Below are 16,859 nucleotides of genomic sequence, written 5' to 3'. Positions count from 1 at the left end.
GGTGATGGGCATGGTGTCCACTGACCGTTTTCTCGCCTTTGCGGCGATGTCACTGCTGGTGATCGTGATCCCGGGACCGAGCGTCCTGTTCGTGATCGGCCGGGCGCTCGCCCACGGCCGGCGCACCGCGGTGGCGACGGCACTCGGCAATGTCGTCGGGTCGTACGTCCTGGTGCTCGCGGTCGCGTTCGGCGTCGGGTCGCTCGTCGAACGGTCGGCCGCGGTGTTCATGGCGGTGAAGCTGGCGGGGGCCGCGTACCTGGTCTTCCTCGGCGTGCAGGCTTTCCGGCACCGCAAGGAGATGCGGGCGCAGTCCATCGGGACGGCTTCCCCCGCAGAGGCGCGCACCGACCTGCGAACGCTCATGGACGGCGCTCTCGTCGGCGTGACGAACCCGAAGGGCATCGTGTTCTTCGCGGCGGTGCTGCCCCAGTTCGTCGACCGCTCGGCGGGCCATCTGCCCGCGCAGATGCTTCTCCTCGGGCTCGTCCCGATCTGCATCGGTCTGATCACGGACACCCTGTGGGGCCTGACCGCCTCAGCGGCCCGCTCCTGGTTCGCCCGCTCGGACCGCCGCCTTTCCCTGATCGGCGGAGCCGGGGGCGTCACGATGATCGGACTGGGCGTGACGGTGGCGGCTACGGGGCGGGCGGACTGAGGCCTGCCGACGCCGGTCAGCGCTCGATAACCGTGCCGAAGCGAATGTCGTACGCGCTCGACCCGCTCATGGGGCCACTCATGGGGCCGCTCAGCAACCGCGCGGCTTCGTCCGTCAGTTCGTGCCGTTGCGCCTTGGTCAGGGTGCCGAACGGCTCGATGGTGAGGACGGCGAGACCCTTGGCCTCTCCCGCACTCTTGCCCGAGCCCTTGCCCGCGCTCTTGCCCGTGCCCGTGCCTTTGCCCGTGCTCTTGCTCTCCTCGACGCGCCACACGCCCGCGAGGAAGCCGTCCACCAGGAAGGTGTTGTAGGAGAAGTTCCCCTTCCAGGTGCGGCCCTTGTACTCGGGAGGTACGACGCGGCTGCGGTCGGCGTGCGACAGGAGGAGGTTGTCGAACTCGGGCAGGAGGCGCGCCGGAGCCGGGGTGTCCGCGTCGGGGCGGGGCGCGTCGGGGAGGTCGAAGAGCTCGACGCCGCTCTCGTCGCGGAACGTACGCAGTTGGGGCCGCAGCCGCTCGAATGCCTCCTTCAGCCGCGTCAGGCCCGCCCAGATCTGCATGTCCTTGACGGACGCGGGCCCGAAGGCGGCGAGGTAGCGCAGAACGGTGGCGTCGGGCGCGGGCACCGGCTCGCTCGGGCGGCCGGTCCAGTGCTCGGCGGTGGTGAGCGCGACCTGCCCGCTGCGCCGCCACAGACCGCGCGGGGTGACCTGGACCAGCGGCAGCGAGCAGCGGGCGGCGACGGCGAGCGACTGCGGGTCGGCGTCGGGCCAGCGGGGCAGGAGGATCTCCCGCAGCTGCTGCATGGTCCGGGGCTCCTCCTCGACGGCGGCGCGGGCGATCGAGGCGAGCTCCCCCAGGTCGACGCCGACCAGCCCCTTGCGGAAGGCGTGCAGCTCACGGTCGCGCGCCGCCTGCACCAACGGGCGCAGGGTGAGGGCGTCGTCGGCGGTGTGCAGATGGATGGTGGACCGCATCGTGACGATGCGTACGAGGTCGCGCGAGGCCAGCAGCCCGGACAGATCCTCCGGGTCGAACCCTTCGAGCCGGGCGGCGAGCGCGTAGTAGGGCGGCTTCACGTTCTGCGCCTGAAGGCCGAGGAGGTGGGTGACGGCGCCCTCGACGGAGAGGCCGGCCGAGCGGCGCAGGAGGAGCTGACGGTCGAGGGTGGCGCGGTTGAGTGCGCGGGTGCTGAGTACGGGGGCGGGGGCGGGGCGCGACTGGGCACTCGCGCGAGCAGCCTTCGGCTTGGCGCTCTTTGTCCCCTGCGTAGCTCCCCGCGTACTCGCCGAACCCGCCGCACTCACCGTCCCCTGCGTGCTCGCCGAACCCGCCGCACCCGCTGTTCCCTGCGTCTTCGTCATGCTCCGCACGCTAGCGGGACTTGCGGACACCAGCTGTCCGCAAACGTGTCGAGATGTCGCCACGGTCGCGCCTTTTGGGACGTATATCCTGCGCAGAAGCCGTCAAGACAGACGTTCGACTTCGTCCGACACCAACTGACACCAACACACCTCACCCGACATCGGAGGCAGCCAACATGGCGGAGCGCCGGCCCCGGCCCGCACCGAGCGCGAAGAGGCACGGCTGGCGGCGCACCATCCCCGCCAAGGCCGCCTCGGCCGCAGGGAACGGGAACGCTGGAATCCCCGAGGCGACGCCCGCGTCCCCCTCCCCCTCCGCACCCGCGGACGCCCCGAGCGTCGTACAGGCCGCGCTCTACCGGGACGGGGTCCGCGTCGCGACGCCCTCCTCCCTCGCCGACACCTTCCGGGAGCTGCGCGAGCAGCGGGAAGGCATGGCGTGGATCGGCCTCGCCCGGCCGACGGAGGCGGAACTCCTTTCCCTGGCAGCCGAGTTCGACCTGCACGAGCTCGCCGTCGAGGACGCGATGGAGGCCCACCAGCGGCCGAAGCTGGAGCGGTACGGGGAGACCCTCTTCGTCGTCCTGCGCGCGGCCCGCTACCTGGACGCCTCGGAGGAGGTCGACTTCGGTGAGCTGCACGTGTTCGTGGGGCCCGACTTCGTCATCACGGTGCGCCACGGCGCCGCACCGGACCTGACCGCCGTACGCCGCCGCATGGAGGAGAGCCCGGAGCTCCTCAAGCTCGGCCCGGAGGCGGTCCTGTACGCGATCCTGGACGCGGTGGTCGACGGGTACGCCCCGGTCGTGGCCGGCGTCCAGAACGACATCGACGAGATCGAGACCGAGGTCTTCGGGGGCGACCCGGAGGTCTCGCGGCGCATCTACGAACTCTCCCGGGAAATGGTCGAGTTCCAGCGCGCGACCCGCCCCCTGGTGGCGATGCTGCACTCCCTCATGGCGGGCTTCGCCAAGTACGGCACCGACGAGGAACTCCAGCGCTACCTGCGCGACGTCGCCGACCACGTCACCCACACCAGCGAGCGAGTAGACGGCTTCCGCCAGGCCCTGACGGACATCCTCACGGTCAACTCCACACTCGTCACGCAGCAGCAGAACGCGGAGATGCGGGCGCTGGCGGAGGCGGGTTTCGAACAGAACGAGGAGATCAAGAAGATCTCGTCGTGGGCGGCCATTTTGTTTGCACCCACGCTGGTGGGAACGATCTACGGAATGAATTTCGACGAGATGCCGGAGCTGCACTGGGCCTTCGGCTATCCGTTCGCGATCGGGCTGATGGCAGTGGTCTGCGTGAGCCTGTACTTCATCTTCAAGCGGCGGGACTGGCTGTAGCGGGGAGCCAGTAAGCTTGCTCGACTTCGCGTACGCGAAGGTTTCAGAAGGGCTCTCCCGGCCCCCTGGGGAGAATCTGGGGAGAATGCGCGGCGCTGGGGAGCGGGCCATCACCCGCCGCACGTCATTCGCCGTTGGGTGTAGCTCTCCCCGGGAGACGCCTGCGGTTCAGACCGTGAGGTCGTAGTCGTGCTGGTCAGAGGTGGAATAGAGCCGTTCGTGCTCGCGGGCGAGATGGAAGGCGAAGTAGGCGTCGAGGTCACCGTTGTCCTTCACCGCCCGGAGTTTGAGGACGGCCTCGGCGCCGCTCAGCCCCCACCTTGCCCCGGTGATCTCCAGACGGTCGCCGATGAGATGCCTGCATGCGCCCTCGATCGGGCCGGTGGCGATCGGCCGGCCCTCGGCCAACGCGGTCTCGTGGCAGAGTTGGTCAAGGTGGCCGCCCAGGTACCGGACGCAGGTGGCTGCGGCTTCGCGTTTCGCTCCGCGCAGGCCGGCCCGCTCCGCCTGCGCGGTGATCTCCGCGGCTGGCCCGGCCGTGGAGGATCGTGGCCAGATGCCCGGCGACCCAGGCTTCGGCTGCCGGGGTGCCGGACCGGTGGAAGCTGTGCGCGGCAGCCCAGACGTACTCGCTGACGTGCACGATGTCGAGCAGGACCTACAGGGTGATCCCGCGCCGGTCGGCTTCGGCGCGGATCGGGTCGAGTTGGTGGCGGGCGCCGTCGACCAGGACGCCCCAGGTCCGCACGTGGTCGCGGTCGCGGGCCTGGGCCGCCGCCTCCCACGCCTCCAACTCCCCGATCAACGACCCCATCAGCGTCGCCTCCTCCACCCACACGGTAGAGACCCGACCACGCCGCCGCCCCTCATGCGCAGTCGTACGTCAGCCCGCCCGCTCATAGGTAAGGACGGTCTTCGGGTGGTTGCCGATCTTGCGTAGGCGCAGCGGGCCGTCCGAGGACTTCACGTCGAAGGAGTACTCGGTCTCCTCCGGCGGGCAGTTGACGGTCCTGGTGCCCTGATCGAGCTTGAAGTTGCTCATGGACAGATCGTGCTGGTCGATGCCGGAGACAACGGCGCTGCCCTTGCATCGCGGGCCGGTGCGGGACTCGATGACCACGCGTGCGCGTCTGCCCGACTCGACCTGGTGGAGGGTCAGCTGCTGGCTGCCGTCCCTGGCTCGCCACCGGCCCACGAACCAGGGGTGGATGGGCTTGTATTCCGTGGCCACCTCGGCGAATCCGGAGCCTTTGCGCCAGGTCAGCGTGGTGGTTTCCAGCATGCTGGGATCGACGAAGTCCACTCGGGCGCCACCGTCGCGGATGCGGGCCTTCGGCCAGGCGATGGTGTTTTTGGTCGGGTCGGTGGTCCAGGAGGAGAGGTCCCCGGTGGCGACGGCCGCGATCACCTCTTGCGGTTCTTCGCCGTCCCTGCAGTACACGCCGAAGCCGGCCGCGAGCCACACGGTGTCCCGGTACGCCTTTGCCCTGATGCCGTGGCACGGTTCGGTGCCGGTCTCATAGACCGTCTTCCGGGCGGACCAGGCGTCGTCAGAGGTGTCGCGATGCTGTGCCTCCAGGCCGCGGCGAGTGAAGCGGAGGGACACCTGCCGGCCGTCGGACAGTTCGAGGACGGTGTGGTCGTCGTCGTCCTCGACGACCCGTGAATCAGGCTTGTCCTCCGGTTCGCGGTGGGACTTCGTGTGCTTCGCGCTGCTGCCGGACGGTCCCCCGACCGATTGCTCGGCGCAGCCGCCGACGGCTGCGCCGAGCATCAGCACCGCTACCGCCCACGCCGCTGCGCTCTTCGTTCTCATGCCGTGTCAGCTCCCCTGTACGCCGTGCCGCGATGCCCGGGCCGGTGGGTGGCACGAACTCGGCGATGCTAGTCGGTGGGCGGCCCGCCCCGCTCGACCCCCGGCACGGTGCGGCCCCGGCGGTTCCGTCACTCGTCGACGACGGCGGCGACCGCACCCGGGCCGCCGCCTCCCGCGCCTCCAACTCCCCGATCAACGACCCCATCAGCGTCGCCTCCTCCACCCACCCGGTAGAGACCCGACCACGCCGCCATCACCCACAACCACGATCTCCCAGCTCAAACCATCGGGGCCGTCCCCGGAAGGGCGCGCATGCGTCACCGCGCCGCCCACCAGCCGTTCCCGAGTGCTCATGCCACGCTCACCGGCGGGACGTCTTCCCCGTCTCCGTCACCCGCCGGTCCTGCCGCAGGTCGTCGAAGAGCCGGGCCGACCTCTTGGCGTCCCACTTCAGTACGTTGCCCTTGGACGTGGGGACGCCGAAGCCGGACACGGGCACGTTGATCTGCTTGCCCCGGCCGCCCGCGACGCTCTGCACGGCGCGGAACATTCCGCTCAGATCGCGCAGGCTCATGTCCTTGTCGACGATGAGCGTGTCGAGCCCGGCCTCCACGGCCGGAGCGATCTCCCGCGGGTCGAGGAGGGTGTCGGGCCGTGCGGCCTGGTGGGCGAGGGTCGACAGGAACTTCTGCTGGTTCCTCGACCGGCCCAGGTCACCCTCCCGCTCCTGGTGGCGCTGGCGGACGAAGGCGAGCGCCTGCTTGCCGCTCAGGGTCTGACATCCCTTGCGCAGGTCGGCGCCCGACTGCTTGTCCTTGATGTCCCGGTCCAGGCACATCCGTACGCCACCGATGGCGTCGACGATGTTCACGAACCCGGCAAAACCGATCTCCGCGTAGTGGTCGATGCGCAGCCCGGTGTTCTTCTCGACGGTGTGCACCAGGAGTTCGGGGCCGCCGTAGGCGAAGGCGGCGTTCAGCTTGTCGCCCTCGGGCCGCTTCGTCTTGCCCGTCGTCGTGTCGAGGCGGCCGGGCAGGGTGACCCAGGAGTCGCGCGGCAGGCTGACCATGCTGGTGCCGTTGGCCCCGGTGTGCAGCAGCATCATCGAGTCGGTGCGCCGCCCGCCGCCCCCGCCCGCGCGCAGGTCCTGCACGGCGTCCGGCGAGAGCCCGTCGCGGCTGTCCGAGCCCACGATGAGGTAGTTGGTGCCCTCGCCGGGCGGCGGACGGTCCCCGTACGCGCCCAGGTCGACGTCGCGCTGGAGCCGGGTCTCGGCCCAGCCGTACGTACCGCCCGCCCCGGCGACCACGACGACCAGCAGCACGAGGACCGCCCGCCGCAGCCTCCTGCGCTTCTTCGACGTCCGGGCGTGGGCGCGCCGGGGCCCGTAGCGGGAGCTGGGGCGGTCGGCGAACGGCACACGCGCTTCGGTGCCGCCCCCCGGGGTCGCGTCCTGGGCCTCCCCCGCGGGTTCCGGGACATCCCCCGCGGGCATGGCGTGTCCGGCCCGCTGGTCGAGCGGGTCCCTCATGGTCGACTCCCTCGGTCATGTTCCAGGTCCGACTCGCGCTCGCGCGAAGGCAGCTCGTCCGGCAGAGCTCCAAAGGCCCTGGCGGACGCCTCCGCGGGCGGCGTTTCCAGCAGATACGGATCGGCGGTCCCGGTCCGCTTCATGCTGTGCCACTTCAGACGGGTGCCGAGCAGCGCCGTGGTCACGGAGTGGATGACCACCAGGTACATCAACTGCCGGTAGACGAACTGCTGGAGCGGCAGCACCCACAGCACGCGCAGCCGTTCGCGGTCGAGCCGCAGCGCGTACGCGGCGGTGAACACCTGCACGGCCAGGAAGCCGAACCAGACGAGTCCGGCCTCCACGGGGTCGCGGAACAGCACCCCGAACAGGGCGAACATGTCCACGACCGGCGCGCACAGCGGCAGCACGATCTGGAACAGGGTGACGTAGACCAGCACGCGACGCCCGAAGCGTCCGCCGGGGCCGACCTCCGTCACCGCCCGCCGGTGTTTCCACATCGACTGGAGGGTGCCGTAGCACCAGCGGTAGCGCTGGCGCCACAGCTGTCGCACGGTGCTGGGCACTTCGGTCCACGCGACCGCCGACTCCTCGTAGACGACGCGCCATCCCGCCCGCCAGAGCGCCATCGTCAGGTCGGTGTCCTCGGCCAGGGTCTCGTCGCTGACGCCGCCGACGCCCATCAGCGCGTCCCTGCGGAAGGCCCCGATCGCTCCCGGCACCGTCGGCATGCACTCCAGGACCTCGAACATCCGCCGGTCGAGGTTGAAGCCGAGTACGTACTCCAGGTGCTGCCACTTGCCGAGCAGGCGGCGCCGGTTGCCGACCTTGGTGTTGCCGCTGACCGCGCCGACCGCCGGGTGGGCGAGCGGCTGGACGAGGCGGGCAAGCGCCTCGGGCTCGAAGATGGTGTCCGCGTCGACCATCACCACGATGTCGTACCGGGCGTGCGCCAGGCCGGTGTTGAGGGCGCTGGGCTTGCCGCCGTTGGGCTGCCGGATCACCGTCACCCGGGGGTCGTCGATGTCCTCGGCGATGTCGGCGGTGGCGTCGGTCGAGCCGTCGTCGATCACGATGATCTGGAAGTGCGGGTGGGTGGAGGCGAGCAGCGAGTACACGGTGGAGGCGATGCCGGCCTCTTCGTTGTACGCGGGAACCAGCACCGTCACCGGGTCCCGCACCTCGCGCAGCCGTGGCGCGCCGGGCCGGTAACGGTGCAGCCTGCGCACGTGGAGGCGGGCGAACAGCGCGAACAGGAGCATCCGCAGGACGCCGAGCACGCCGGTGAGGGTCAGCGTCCACACCATCACGGTGAGGAGGCCGTGCCCGAGCCGCTGCGACCAGATCAGGCCCTCGCCCTTGACCTCCTCGGCGACCGGGACCTCTTCGAGGAACGAGGGGCGGCCCAGTCCCCCGCTGACGGTGGTGAACCACTTCACGTCGCGGTCCCGCAGCAGGTCCTCGGCCTCGCGGAAACCGAGGTCGGTCTGGCTGTGCTGCGTCACCACTCCCCGCGCCGGATCGCGGTCCTTGCGGTCCGAGGCGACCACCAGGTACCCCTGATCCGCCGCGCGCTTCGCGGCCGGCCACTGCACGCCGCAGAGCGTGTCCGCGGCCGTGGTGTGCGGCAGCCGCAGCAGGCTGGTGTTGACGCCCGCCGCGCCCGCGAGAGCGGTCTGGGTGAGCGACAGTTCGAGACGCGCGCGCAGCGGCGACGCGACACCGAGGTCACCGCCGCTGTAGGTGTACGAGCCGATCTCGTGGCCCTCGCGCACGATCCGCCGCAGCAGCCCGGGGTGCCGGGCCGCGTCCTTCCCGTAGACGAAGAAGGTCGCCCGCGCATGGTGCCTGCGCAGCAGGTCGAGCAGGCGCGGCGTCCACACCGGGTCGGGCCCGCCGTCGAAGGTGAGCGCGACGGTCCTGGGCGGCATGGCCGCGGTGGCGACCCCGTTCGGGCCGAACCGCAGCAGCGGCTTGCCGTCGTCCGCCTCGCGCGGGATCGGCCGGGTGCACGGCGGCTTGGTGCGGGCGGCGTCGACCTGATGGGTGGTCCAGCCCTCGAAGAGGAGGGCGACGGTGACCACGAGGAGGACCAGCAGGAGGACGATCCAGTGTCCGCGCGGTGGGCGGCGGACGGCGGAACCCCGCCTCACTGCCTCAGGCCTCCGGCCGGCGGGGCCGATCTGCCGGTGTCCGGGCCCGAGGGCGCCGGTGCGTTCGTACTCGGCGGGTGGGTGCCGACGGGCTGCCGGAGGCCGCTGATCAGCGCGCCGACGAACAGCAGGTACCCGACGCAGGCGCAGCCCACCATCAGCGCCAGGCCTTGCAGCGTCCGCCGACGCCAGCCCGACTGGTCGATGAAGACGGGAAGTTGGGGATCGGCGTCGTCGGGACGCCGCGTGGCCGGGGTCGCGCGAGGTGCCACCGCGGCCCGGTCCGGCATGCGCTGCGCGACGTCCGGGTGCACGGACGACCATCGCCCGTGATGCGGTGTGCTGGCTATGTGGGGGGTGCCCTGCACTGGTGCTCCTGATCTGCGGCCGCGCACGCGCGACTCTTTGTGTGGGGGGGTACGGGCCCGGGGGCCCGCCGCACTGCACGTGAGACGTCAGGAGCCGCATCCCGGTGCCCTTCCCGGGTGGGGCCGGGAAGGGCCACGTACGCATGTGCCCTCACAAGGGCAGGCAGGCCAGGCTGCGGCCATCGGCCGTCACGCAGCCCCCGACCCTACTCGGGCGGACGGCGGTGGTCATCCGGGTAGTGAGCAACGCCTCCCCGAAGAGCCGGCTGCGCTGGAGATGGCGCTGGGTGCACGCACCCTGCGCCATGGAGGGAAGCTCGCGGAGGCCGGGAGCCTTGACCCGCGGAGCGAGGAACCTCGAACGGACGGTGCCGCACCGTCCGTTCACCTCGTGGTCCGCTGCCCGACGGCATATCTGCCGGAAAGCCTTCACGGCAAGATCACAAGGTGGATTCTGTCGTGGAGTGCCCATGACAGAGAGGATTCCCCTTCATGGCCAAGTCCCGCAGACACCGGCCCGCTTACGGCCGGCTCGCCCTCGTCGCGGCCCTCGTGTCGGTCGCCGCGACCGTGCCCCTGAGCTCCGGCGCCCTCGCGGCCACCGCGCTGCCCGCCGTCCAGCCGCGCGCCGAGACCCCCGCCCTGCACGACGACGCCGCGGGCGGCGACGCCGACGCCGACGACCCGGCGATCTGGCGCAACTCCGCCGACCCGGACCGCAGCCTGGTGGTCGCCACCGCCAAGCAGGGCGGGCTGCGCGTGTACGATCTCGCGGCGCGCGAGGTGCAGTCCGTTCCGGCGCCCGCGGCGCCCGGTCCTGACGACGCACCCGGCCGCTTCAACAACGTTGACCTGGTGCACGGTCTGCGCCTGCCGTCGGGCCGCGCGGACCTCGCCGTCACCAGCGACCGCGGCAGCGACCGGCTGCGCGTCTACCGCATCGACCGTGACCGCTCCGGCGGTCCGCTCACCGACGTCACCGACCCGTCCGCCGCGCCCGTCTTCTCGTCCTCGCAGGAGGAGATCAACGAGCAGCGCACCGCGTACGGTCTCGCGACGTGGACGGACCCGGCGTCGGGCCGGTCGTACGCGGTGGTCAGCCAGCGGGAGCGGACCCGCGTCGCGCTCCTCGAACTGACCCCGAAGAGCGACGGCACGGTCGGCTACCGCAAGGTCCGCACCCTCGACCTGCCCGCCGACTTCCGACTGCCGAACGGCACTTCGTGGTCGCCGTGCGGCGAGCCCGGCGAGCTGCCCCAGGTGGAGGGCATGGTCGTGGATCCGGCCAACGGCACGCTGTACGCGGGCCAGGAGGACGTCGGCATCTGGCGGCTCCGCGCCGACCTGACCGGCAAGCCCCAACTGGTCGACAAGGTGCGGGAGTACGGCGTCCCCGGGACGTACGACCCCGCCACCGAGGAGTGCACCGCGGGCACCGACCCCGGCTACGGCGGCAAGCGTCTCAAGGCCGACGTCGAGGGTCTGACGCTGCTCGACGAGGGCGACGGCAGTGGCGACGGCTACCTGCTGGCCTCCAGCCAGGGCGACAACACCTTCGCCGCCTACGACCGCGAGGTGTCCGACCAGAACGAGTACGAGGGTGGCTTCCGCGTCACGGCCGCCTCTTCCGTGCTCGACGGCTCCGAGGAGTGCGACGGCGCCGCGGTGCTCAACGAGCCGCTCGGCGACAGGTACCCGAACGGCCTGCTCGTCGTGCAGGACGGTCACGACGCGCCCGGTGACGCCGAACGGCCCTCCACCGACTTCAAGTTCGTGGACCTGGGCGACGTGCTCGACGCCGTCGACGACTGACGCGACAGACCATCGCCGGAACGGCCGGCGGGCACAGGGTGGCGGTCCCATGGACCGCCACCCTTTTCCTTTCTCGTTCAAGTGAAAGGGCGATCAATTCACACGGACGACCATGGCCAGAATTTCACCCGGACGGAATGAGACGCTCCCCCCGCCCGGAACACGTCGAACTCGTCGGACACATGACAATGGCAAGAAGCCGACGCCCCTGACCGGATCCCGTCGGCGAATCCACCCTTCGCGCCTTGCGTGACCTGGAATCAGAACACCGGGCCCCTGTCCGAAAGGTGCGGACGCCGCTCGACGGCCGAGGTACTTGTGAATACGGATGTGGCCAAGCGCCATTGACGGCCCGTCAGGCGGCCCGCGCTGTTTTTTGGACAGACCATTGAAGAGAGTCACCTCTTCGAAACATATGGCTCTACGGTTGCTTCACGTGGGGGGAAACACGAGGGGTACGAGGGGGGAGAAGCCGATCGTGTGGGTGTGGCGCGAGAACCGGGGGGTCCGCGCTGCCCTGTAACACCAAAGGCTGTTCTTTCCAGGGGGTTCTGTGCGGCTGCCACCGACCGGGCGCCGCCGGAGCAGATGGGGCCGTCCGGCTTGACCAGCCGGGCCGACCCATCGAAATCGAATCGGTATTCGAAGTCCTTCTGCCCGTCGGCACGCTCGAAACACCGGACTCTGCGCAGGTCGCGTCCGCCCCACACCTACATGTCGGGCAACACAGGGACTTTCCGAAGGAGACCCCCGTGACGGAATCTCGGCCGCACAATCCCGCCTCCGACGGGAGCGGATTACTGCTCGAGGCGTTCGACGCTCAACTGTTCCGGGAAACCTCCGAAACGGCTCTTGCGAAGCTGGAGAAGCACCTTTCCGATCTCTCCATCAGGGGTCTCGAACTGACCGATCCTGCCCGGTTGTCGGAGGCGGCGAAAGCCCTGATGACGACGGAGCGCGAGCGGGTCGCGGCGTTCGACGAGGAGAAGCTCGCGGGGATCATCGACCTGTACATCAGGACCGGCATCCAGGTGCACTCGCCCGGGTACATGGGCCGCCAGTTCTCGGGCGTCGTGCCGCTCGCCGGCGTCATCGACTTCGTCAGCTCGGTGGTCAACCAGCCGGCCTCGTTCTACGAGGCGGCCCAGTTGCCGAACGCGGTGGAGCGGATCATGGCTGACGAACTGAACCGGTTCATCGGCTGGGATCCGGCCCGGTTCACCATGGTGACCACGTCAGGCGGGTCCCTGGCCAACCTCACCGCGCTCCTGGCGGCCCGCAACCAGAAGCTGCCCGGCTACTGGTCGGAGGGCGGCTCCGGCCTGCGCGGGCAGCCGCGGCCCGCCATCGCGGTGGGCTCGGACGTGCACTACAGCGTCGCGCGGGCGGCCGGTGTGATGGGCATCGGCGAGGCACAGCTCGTGCGGCTGCCGCTGAACAGCCGGGGTCAGATCTCCGTGGCGGACGCCCGGCCCGCCCTGGAGGCGGCCGAGCGGCAGAACCTGAAGGTGTTCTGTCTCGTCGCGTCGGCCGGCAGCACATCGGTGGGCGCCTTCGACCCCATCGACGAACTCGCCGACCTGGCCCGGGAGAGGAATCTCTGGCTGCATGTCGACGGCGCCCACGGAGCGAGCCTCCTGGTGTCGGACACCCTCCGCGAGAAATTGCGGGGAATCGACAAGGCGGATTCCCTGACCTGGGACGCGCACAAAATGATGTTCGTGCCCGCCCCGTGCACGATGCTCTTCTACCGGGACAAGGAGGCGAGCCTCACCGCGTTCCGGCAGAAGGCCAGTTATGTGTTCGACGAGGAGCCGGACATATACACCGCCTACGACAGCGGGGGCAAGAACTTCGAGTGCACGAAAAGGCCGATGATCATGACCCTGTGGTCGCTCTGGGCCATGTACGGACCTGCCTTGTTCGCGGAGAAGATCGAGTATCTCTGCCAATTGACGGAGGAGGCCCACGGCATCGTACGGGCCGAGCCCGACTTCGAGGCAGTGCACCGTCCGGAGGCGAACATCCTGTGCTTCCGATATCACCCGGCCGGGATCAGGAAAGAGGATGTCCACCGCCTCCAGATCGCCATTCGCAACAGCGTGAAGCTCCGGGGAAACTTCTTCATCTCAAAGGTGAACGTCGATGGGGTGGCCGCACTGCGCGTGGTCATGATGAACCATCAGATCACCGGCGAACACTTCCGGATGCTGATCTCCGAAATCAGAAGGACAGGCCAGGACCTGCTCAGCAGTAAAACGGGAGCAGAAACAGCTTAGAGGGGACGGATGTTGAGTACATCGCATGTTCCACAGGCCGACCACGTTCCGCCGACCGCACTGTCGCCCGGTGGCGCCCGCGAACTGGCCAACTGGCTCATCCCGGAATGGGAGTTGTTGCCGGAATCAGTCGAAGCCGTAACCGCGCTCCCCTCGTTCGCCGACAAGTTGCGGGAATGCGAACGCGTCTGCCAGACACCGTACAGCGAGATTGCCCATGAGGTTCAGGAAGCCGTCGTCCTGCGCCGGCTGCAGCAGATGGTGAACACGGCGATGCTCAATCCGCTGTGGCGCGACCGCCTGCGCAACGCGGGGACCGTGCACGCCCCCGAGACGTACGAGGCGTGGCAGCGCATCCCCCTTTCGGACAAGGACATCCAGCGCGACTTCTTCATGGAGTCGCGCCCCGGCATGGTCGTGCCCCTGACGCGCGGCGCGTTCGAGGTCGTGGCCAGCGGCGGCACCAGCGGCGGGCGCCCGCTCGAAGTCGTCTACTCGCTGCGGGAGTTGAAGGACACGTACGAGATCGCCGGACGCTTCATGGGCACCTATCAGCTCGACCGGTACCTCGCGGGCACCGACCCCAAGTGGCTGTTCACCACGCTGGCCGACTACCAGATGTGGAGCAGCGGCACGATGGTGGGCGGCGTGCTCCAGCACGTGCCCGGCGTCAACTACGTCGGCGCGGGCCCCGTCACGGCCCCCGTCCTGGAGCACATGTTCTCCTACAAGGGCCCCAAGGCCCTGATGGGGATCTCCGCCGGCATCGCCATCCTGAGCGAGCTCGGCGCGGGCATGCGCAGGGAGTCCAGGGAGAGCTTCCGTGTCGCCCTGTACGGCAGCGGGGTGCTCTCGCAGCGCAAGCGGGTGGAGCTGCAGGCGCTGTACCCGAACCTGGCGATCCTCAGCTACTTCGCCGCCACCCAGGCGGAGACCATCGGCCTCCAGCTGGACCCCGGGTCACCCGACCTGTCGGCGGTGCCCGGCCTGCACTTCATCGAGATCGTGGACGAGAACGGCCGCTGGGTGGCCGAGGGCGAGGAGGGCGAGCTCGTCGTCACCCGGCTGCACGCCCACGAGGCGCCCCTCCTGCGGCTCAAGCTGGGCGACCGGATGATCCGGCGGCCCCGGACCGAGGGCCCCGGCCTGAAGACGCAGCGGTTCGAGTTCGCCGGCCGTACCGGTGACGTGCTGCACATCAACGACAGCCAGTACTCCGCCGCCCGCGCCTACGCCGCGCTGCGCGACGAGCTGAAGGCGGTCGAGGCGGTGGACCTGGACGCGGTGGCCCACGAGGTCCAGTTCGTGAACAACCGCGAGGGCAGGACCATCACGCTGTTCGTCTCGGTCGACGACGTGCTCGGCATGACGTACCGGACGGACACGACCCTCGGCCCCTACGGCGTCCAGCAGGTGTTCGTGAACGCCCTGCCGCGTTCCCTCTCGCTGTTCAACCACGGGGAGGCGAACCCCGCGTCGATCGAGAAGACCGGTTACAGCTTCCAGCTCAAGTTCGTGCCCCGGCTCTCGGCCGAGATCGAGCGGACGGCCGTCGGCAAGGTCCCGCTGGTGCGGGACCGGGGCTAGCGCCTCAGCGCCAGGCACCACCGCGCCTAAAGGAGGAGTGAGGATGAAGCATCAAGTCAACATCATCGCGGTCGTCGACGTCATCGGAGCGCTCTCGGGCAGCACACTGCTCGACGGCAACCTCTGCATGATGGACGACGGCGGCCACAACAGCGCCCATCAGGGGACGCCGAACCTGTGCACCGTGGTCAGGCCCGGCCAGGTCGTGTCGTGGACCGCGCTCGCCGTGGACCTGCAGACGCCGGTCGAGATCAAGAACATCTCGTTCGTGCCCGCGAACGGGGGCCAGACGCAGAGCCGGACGCCGGACCGGCAGCCCGACCAGCAGCCGGGCCAGCAGCCCGGCCAACCCCACGGCCAGCAACCCCACGGCCAGCAGCCCCAGGGCCAGGCCCACCCGCAGGGCACCCAAGGCGCCCAGGGCGGCAACCACTCCGAGGGCGACAAGCTCGACCTCGACGTCTGGACCGGCGTGGTGCCCAACTGGCTGACGCCCGGCGTGGCCTACCAGTACCGCCTGGAACTCCAGATGTACGAGGGCGAGAACAGCGTCATGCACGTCGATACACCCGCGTTGATGTGTCAGTAGCAGCCGGAGCGCGACGGCAAGGGCCGGGAATCAAGTAGCGGCGACAAAGGCGGAATCATGCCCCAACAATTGGCGATCATCGTGCTCGTGGACGTCGGCAGTGCGCTGGAGTCCGAGTCACTCGAAGGCAACACCTACCTCTTCGACAACATGAAGCTCCAGGGCTCCACGAATCAGGGAACCGGTGAGCTCGTCACCGCGATCAACGGCTCCTACTGGAGGGACGGATCGCAGGCCAGCGAACAGGTGCTCAACTGGCTGCCGTACAGCCTCGGTTCCATCCCGCCCACCGTGCCGCGCGGTTACGAGTTCGACCGGGCGCGGCAGACCGACGAGCAGGCCCTGGCCGAGCTCCAGGACCTCGCGAGCAAGTCCTCGGTCGCCGGCACCGACCAGACCGAGCAGCTGAGCCAGGTCCGCAAGACCGTCGGCGCCCGCGTCAAGACCACGCGGCGCACGCGCGGCCGTCTTTCCGGGCAGAAGATCCTGGACGTCACCGGCAAGGTCCTCACCGAGGACAACACGGCTGCCTACACCTACCCCGCCCCGGTGATCACCGACATCTACGGCGAGGCCGTCGACTCGAAGATCATGTATCCGGCGGAGTACGGCTCCCCCGACCTGGTCACCGACGGCTGGTACTGGTCCGCGACCGTCGACACCTCGCGGCCGGGCACCTACTCGTACGTGATGCGGATCCAGCTGCACAAGCTGGTGGGGCTCAACGGCGAACTGCGGTGGGAGGCGGTCAACCTGGTCTGCCCCTCGGCCCTCAAGATCACCTCGGAGCCCCGGCGGAACGCCTTCACCAAGGCGGGCATGGGCATGCTGCCCATCCCCCCGGACGCGGCGTCACACCCCGGCACCCCCTGATCCCGCACGGACTTCAGTCAGAAGGAGGAGCAGATGACCACCACGCCCAGGCGGCGGGAGAACAGTGCCGCGAAGCGGCCCGTCTCCATCACCGCCGTTGTGGACTGTGTGGGTGCCCTGGCAGCCGGCAACATGCAGGGCCACCTGTACATGTACGACACGAACAAGTCCGCGGGATCCACCGGCTTCGGCACCGAGGAGCTCCAGACGCACGTACGCAAGGGCGACCAACTCCTTTGGAACGCACTCGCGTTGGAGTGCGAGGCGTACGTCGCCATCGACGGCATCGTGATCGACAGCTCCATCTGCGTGCCGGAGCGGAAGGTCTACCCGGGCACCGACGTCGCCTACTGGATCGGCACGGTGAAGAAGGACGCGGCCAACGTCACGTACCAGATCAAGTTCAAGCTCGGCACGAGGGACGAACCGATCGCCACCACTCTGTCGTCGTCCCTCGTCGGCTAGGGCCGGGCATGAC

Annotated in this window: 13 protein-coding genes and 1 pseudogene; 8 read left to right on the top strand and 6 right to left on the bottom strand. The window is 69.5% G+C overall.

All coding sequences use genetic code 11. The features are described from left to right. The first annotated feature begins 10 nt into the window (after positions 1-10). Positions 11-658: a LysE family translocator gene (locus tag ACZ6ZP_RS08355; protein ID WP_351158740.1), complete on the top strand. Its 648-nt coding sequence runs from the start codon at positions 11-13 to the stop codon at positions 656-658. Positions 659-674: 16 nt separating this feature from the next. On the opposite strand, the gene ACZ6ZP_RS08350 is transcribed toward ACZ6ZP_RS08355, so the two are convergent. After that, positions 675-2,021, bottom strand: a complete 1,347-nt coding sequence (locus ACZ6ZP_RS08350; RefSeq protein ID WP_469406065.1) for a winged helix DNA-binding domain-containing protein — start codon at positions 2,019-2,021, stop codon at positions 675-677. A 176-nt stretch (positions 2,022-2,197) separates the two neighbouring features. On the opposite strand from ACZ6ZP_RS08350, the gene ACZ6ZP_RS08345 reads away from it, so the two are divergent. Continuing rightward, positions 2,198-3,373, top strand: coding sequence for a magnesium and cobalt transport protein CorA (locus ACZ6ZP_RS08345; RefSeq protein WP_469406064.1), 1,176 nt, complete (start codon positions 2,198-2,200; stop codon positions 3,371-3,373). Positions 3,374-3,541: 168 nt separating this feature from the next. On the opposite strand, the pseudogene ACZ6ZP_RS08340 reads toward ACZ6ZP_RS08345, so the two are convergent. The 5 genes and pseudogenes from ACZ6ZP_RS08340 to ACZ6ZP_RS08320 form a co-directional block, all read right to left on the bottom strand. Then, positions 3,542-4,151 (bottom strand): annotated as a pseudogene (locus ACZ6ZP_RS08340) (ISKra4 family transposase); the annotation flags it as partial. Between the two features lie 105 nt (positions 4,152-4,256). Next, positions 4,257-5,189 (bottom strand): hypothetical protein, encoded by a 933-nt coding sequence (locus ACZ6ZP_RS08335; RefSeq protein ID WP_469406062.1) that lies wholly within the window; start codon positions 5,187-5,189, stop codon positions 4,257-4,259. A 361-nt stretch (positions 5,190-5,550) separates the two neighbouring features. After that, positions 5,551-6,720: an LCP family protein gene (locus ACZ6ZP_RS08330; protein WP_469406060.1), complete on the bottom strand. Its 1,170-nt coding sequence runs from the start codon at positions 6,718-6,720 to the stop codon at positions 5,551-5,553. Further along, a complete protein-coding gene (locus ACZ6ZP_RS08325) occupies positions 6,717-8,873 on the bottom strand; it encodes a bifunctional polysaccharide deacetylase/glycosyltransferase family 2 protein (RefSeq protein WP_469406058.1) in 2,157 nt (718 codons plus the stop codon). Before ACZ6ZP_RS08325 ends, ACZ6ZP_RS08330 begins: the two co-directional genes overlap by 4 nt. Then, positions 8,870-9,241, bottom strand: coding sequence for a hypothetical protein (locus ACZ6ZP_RS08320; RefSeq protein WP_361472036.1), 372 nt, complete (start codon positions 9,239-9,241; stop codon positions 8,870-8,872). Before ACZ6ZP_RS08320 ends, ACZ6ZP_RS08325 begins: the two co-directional genes overlap by 4 nt. 492 nt (positions 9,242-9,733) lie before the next feature. On the opposite strand from ACZ6ZP_RS08320, the gene ACZ6ZP_RS08315 reads away from it, so the two are divergent. The 6 genes from ACZ6ZP_RS08315 (at position 9,734) to ACZ6ZP_RS08290 (ending at position 16,846) form a co-directional block, all read left to right on the top strand. Next, positions 9,734-11,053 (top strand): phytase, encoded by a 1,320-nt coding sequence (locus ACZ6ZP_RS08315; protein WP_366463678.1) that lies wholly within the window; start codon positions 9,734-9,736, stop codon positions 11,051-11,053. A gap of 752 nt (positions 11,054-11,805) precedes the next feature. Then, the gene (locus tag ACZ6ZP_RS08310) at positions 11,806-13,332 is read left to right on the top strand and encodes a pyridoxal phosphate-dependent decarboxylase family protein (RefSeq protein ID WP_469406055.1); all 1,527 of its coding nucleotides are present in this window, start codon (positions 11,806-11,808) and stop codon (positions 13,330-13,332) included. 12 nt (positions 13,333-13,344) lie between these two features. Continuing rightward, positions 13,345-14,919: a phenylacetate--CoA ligase family protein gene (locus ACZ6ZP_RS08305; RefSeq protein WP_469406053.1), complete on the top strand. Its 1,575-nt coding sequence runs from the start codon at positions 13,345-13,347 to the stop codon at positions 14,917-14,919. Between the two features lie 43 nt (positions 14,920-14,962). After that, complete coding sequence (locus ACZ6ZP_RS08300; protein WP_351158714.1) at positions 14,963-15,508, top strand: hypothetical protein; 546 nt, start codon at positions 14,963-14,965, stop codon at positions 15,506-15,508. Between the two features lie 57 nt (positions 15,509-15,565). Further along, positions 15,566-16,381 carry a hypothetical protein gene (locus tag ACZ6ZP_RS08295; RefSeq protein WP_351158711.1) on the top strand — a complete coding sequence of 272 codons (816 nt, stop codon included), beginning with the start codon at positions 15,566-15,568 and terminating at the stop codon, positions 16,379-16,381. A 33-nt stretch (positions 16,382-16,414) separates the two neighbouring features. Further along, positions 16,415-16,846: a hypothetical protein gene (locus tag ACZ6ZP_RS08290; RefSeq protein ID WP_351158708.1), complete on the top strand. Its 432-nt coding sequence runs from the start codon at positions 16,415-16,417 to the stop codon at positions 16,844-16,846. Positions 16,847-16,859 lie beyond the last annotated feature (13 nt).

The organism is Streptomyces sp. NPDC054047 (genome assembly GCF_055585065.1).
This window is presented reverse-complemented; position numbering and strand designations above follow the sequence as displayed.